Source organism: Streptomyces glaucescens (assembly GCF_002154375.1).
Classification (GTDB): Bacteria; Actinomycetota; Actinomycetes; order Streptomycetales; family Streptomycetaceae; genus Streptomyces; species Streptomyces glaucescens.
The window spans coordinates 1-3,702 of record NZ_MUND01000806.1 but is presented as its reverse complement, the minus strand read 5'-3'; the positions used below and the strand labels follow the sequence as shown (position 1 = coordinate 3,702).

The following is a 3,702-nucleotide window of genomic DNA, read 5'->3' as shown; positions in this document are numbered from 1 at the left end:
CTGCGCCAGCAGCCGGAAGAGGCCTGCGGTCAGCCACAGCGCGCTCAGTCCGGTGTCGCGGACCAGGTGCCGCAGCAGTGCCGCGTCCAGCGGCCGCGGGGGCGCCACGACGACACAGCCGCCGGTGAGCAGGGGCGCCCACACCTCGAAGGTGGCGGCGTCGAAGGCCACCGGGGAGTGCAGCAGCACCCGCTCGCACACCCCGCCGGTGAAGCGGCTGTCGGTGGCGAGGGCGGCCACGTCACGGTGGCGTACCGCGACCGCCTTCGGCTCGCCGGTCGACCCGGAGGTGAACATCACGTACGCGAGCCGGTCGGGGTCCGCGGGTGCGGCGACGGGCGCGCCCGGCACGGGAGTGCGCGCGGCGGCGACGTCCTCGGCGGTCAGCCGGGCCGTCGCGCCCGCCCGCTCGATCAGCGTGCGGCGCCGGTCCTCGGGGGCGCGGGCGTCCACGGGCACGTAGGCGCCGCCCGCCTTGAGGACGGCGAGCTGGGCGACGACGAGTTCGGCGCCGCGGTCCATCAGGAGCGCCACCCGGTCCTCGGCCCGCAGGCCGTCGGCGAGCAGCCGGGAGGCCACGGCGTCGGACCAGTCGTCGAGGCTGCGGTAGGTCAGCGCCGTGTCGCCGTCGCGCAGCGCGGGCGCCTCGGGGGTGCGGCGGGCCTGGTCGGCGAACAGGTCGACGGGGCTACGGGGCACCGTTCGCCGGGCGGTGGTGTTCCACCGCTCCAGCAGGGCGTGGTCGTCCTCGGTCAGCGGCGCCAGGCCGGTGACGTCCGCGTCGGTCTCGAGGGCGTCGGCGAGGGCGCGCAGGACGACCGCGAGGCGGTCCGCGAGGCGTTCGGCCGTGTCCGCGTCGAACAGTCCGGCGTCGTAGGCGAGGTCGATGCCGAGGCGGTCGCCGACGTGGGCGCGCAGGCACAGCGGGAAGGTGGGCGCGTCCTCGGCGCGTACCTCCTCGACGCGCACGCCCGTGCGGGCCGTGGCGGACTCGTCGACGGGGTAGTTCTCGAACACGACCATGCTGTCGAACAGCGCCTCGCCGGCCGGTATCTCGCTCAGCGCCTGGATGCGGGGCAGGGCGAGGAAGTCGAAGCGCCGGGTGTCGCTCTGCCGTTCCTGCACCTCCCGCAGCCAGGACGCCGCTCCCCCGCCCGAGACCCGGATGCGGGTGGGCACGGTGTTGATGAACATGCCGATCATCGACTCCACGCCGGGCAGTTCGGCCGGGCGCCCGGAGACGGTGGTGCCGAACACGACGTCCTCGCGGCCGCTGTGGCGGGCCAGGAACAGCGCCCAGGCGCCCTCGATCACGGTGTTCACCGTCAGCCCGGCCCGGGCGGCCGTCCGCCGCAGCCGCGCCGACAGGTGCTCGTCCAGCCGGCGGTGTGCCACGGCGGCGGCGCGGGCGCGGTGCTCCTCGGCCGGCGTGCGGTCGTACGGCAGCGGGGTGCGGGCGGGGAACCCGGTGAGGGCGCCGGCCCAGTGGGCCTCGGCGGCGTTCTCGTCCTGGTCGTGCAGCCAGCGCAGGAAGTCGGCGAACGGGCGCCGGACCGGTGCGGGGGCCGCTCGGCCGCCGGTGAGCCCGGCGTAGCGCTCGCACACCTCGGTGAGCAGTTGTCCGGTGCTCCAGCCGTCCAGGATCAGGTGGTGGGAGGACCACAGCAGCAGGATCTCGTCGCCGGGCAGCGCGGCCAGGGTGAGGCGGGTGAGCGGTGCGGTGGTCAGGTCCATGCCCGCCGCGCGGTCGGCGGCCAGCAGTTCCTCGGTCTCCCGCGCGCGCTGCTGCGGCGTCAGGCCCCGCCAGTCCAGGTGGGTGACGGGCAGCTCCACGTGCCGGTGCACGACCTGCACGGGGTGCGGCAGGCCCTGCCAGTGGACGCTGGTGCGCAGGGCCTCGGTGCGGTCGGAGACCTGCTGCCAGGCGGCGGCGAAGGCCTGCGGGTCGGTCACCCCGGACAGTCGTACGGCCACCCGGTCGGAGTAGGCGCCCGCCGTGTCCACCAGGCCGTGGAAGAGCATGCCGGCCTGCAGCGGTGTCAGCGGCAGGACGTCGGCCACGTGCCGGCCGTCGCCCACGAGGCGGTCCAGCTCCGCCTGACCGAGCCCGGCCAGCGGGAAGTCCGACGGGGTGCGGCCGCCCGCGTCCGGGCGGCCGCAGTGGGCCGCGATCTCGCGCAGCGCCGCGCACATCTCCTCGGCGAGCGCGCGGACGGTGGCCTCGTCGTAGACGGCCGGCGGGTAGGTCCAGCCGAGTTCGAGCCGCCCGTCCTGGACCACCCCGGTGATGTCCAGCAGGTAGGGCCGGGGGGCGTCGGGGTCGGTGTCGGAGCCGGCCGCGGGCAGGGCGGCGGCGTACAGGCCGCTGCCGCCGCCGTCGGCGTCCCACTGACCGTGGTAGTTGAAGCCGACCCGCGGTGCCGGGGCGCCGGCCAGCGGGCTGTCGGGCAGGAGGTGGCGCAGCGCGCCGTGGCTCAGGCCGCGCAGGGGCACCGCGCGCAGCTGCTCCTTGACCGAGCGCAGGGTGTCGTGCCAGTCGGCGTCGGGGGCGACGGTCAGCGCGAGGGGGAACTCGGCGGTGAACCAGCCGACCGTCCGGGACAGGTCCAGGTCGTCGAAGAGGTCCTCGCGGCCGTGGCCCTCCACGCCGACCAGCACGCTCTCCCGCCCGCACCAGCGGGCCAGGGTGCGGCCGAGGGCGCTGAGCAGGACGTCGTTGACCTGGGTGCGGTAGACCTCCGGGACCTGCCGCAGCAGGGCCTGGGTGGTCTCCGGCTCCAGTTCCACCGTGACCGTGGCGGCGGTGCCGTGGGTGTTGGGGCCGGGCCGGCCGGCGGGCAGGTCGGCGGGGGCCGCCACGGTGTGCCGCCAGTGGTCGAGGTCGCCGTCCAGGGCACCGGAGCGGGTGTGGGCCTCCAGCCGGGCCGCCCAGTGGCCGTACGCGGTGGTGGCCGGGGGGAGCTCGACGGGGTGTCCGGCGGCGGCCTGGCGGTGGGCGGTCTCCAGGTCGCCCAGCAGGATCCGCCAGGAGACGCCGTCGACGACCAGGTGGTGGACGGTGAACAGCAGGTGGGCGGGCAGCTGCGGGCCGCGGTCGAGGATCAGGACGCGCGCCACCCGGCCCTCGGCGGGGTCGAGGAGGGCGCGGGCCCGGTCCGCGAGGCGGGCCGTCTCGGCCTCCAGGGCGGGGTCGTCGAGGCCGGCCACGTCGTGCTGGGTGACGATGCCGTCCGGGACGCCGGGCAGGACCTCCTGGCGCCAGCCGTCCTCGGTGCGGAGGAAGCGGGTGCGCAGCGCCGGGTGGTGGCGCACGAGGGCGTCCACGGCGGGGCGCAGGGCGGACAGGTCGGTCCCGGGGGCCAGTTCGAGCCGCTGCGACATGGTGAAGCGCAGCGGGTCGCCGGGACGGCGGCCGTCGAGGTACCAGCGCTGGATGGGGGTGAGCGGTGCCTCGGCGGGCGCGGCTGTGTCCGCCGTGACCGGTGCCGTCTCGGTGACCCGCAGGGCGAGTTCGGCGACGGTCTGGTGGCGGAAGACGTCCTTCGTGGTCAGCGCGAGGCCGGCCTGGCGGGCCCGGGAGACGATCTGGATGCTGAGGATGGAGTCGCCGCCGAGCGCGAAGAAGTTGTCGCGCGCGCCCACCCGCTCGACCCGCAGGACGTCGGCCCAGATCGCGGCCAGCGTCTGCTCGGTGTCGGGGCG

The 3,702-nt window shown here is 76.3% G+C and carries 1 protein-coding gene; it reads right to left on the bottom strand.

Going from position 1 to position 3,702, the window contains the following annotated elements; all coding sequences use genetic code 11:
• Window positions 1-3,702: condensation domain-containing protein (locus tag CCN42_RS37645; RefSeq protein ID WP_143662166.1), on the bottom strand; the 3,702-nt coding region annotated here is incomplete at both ends.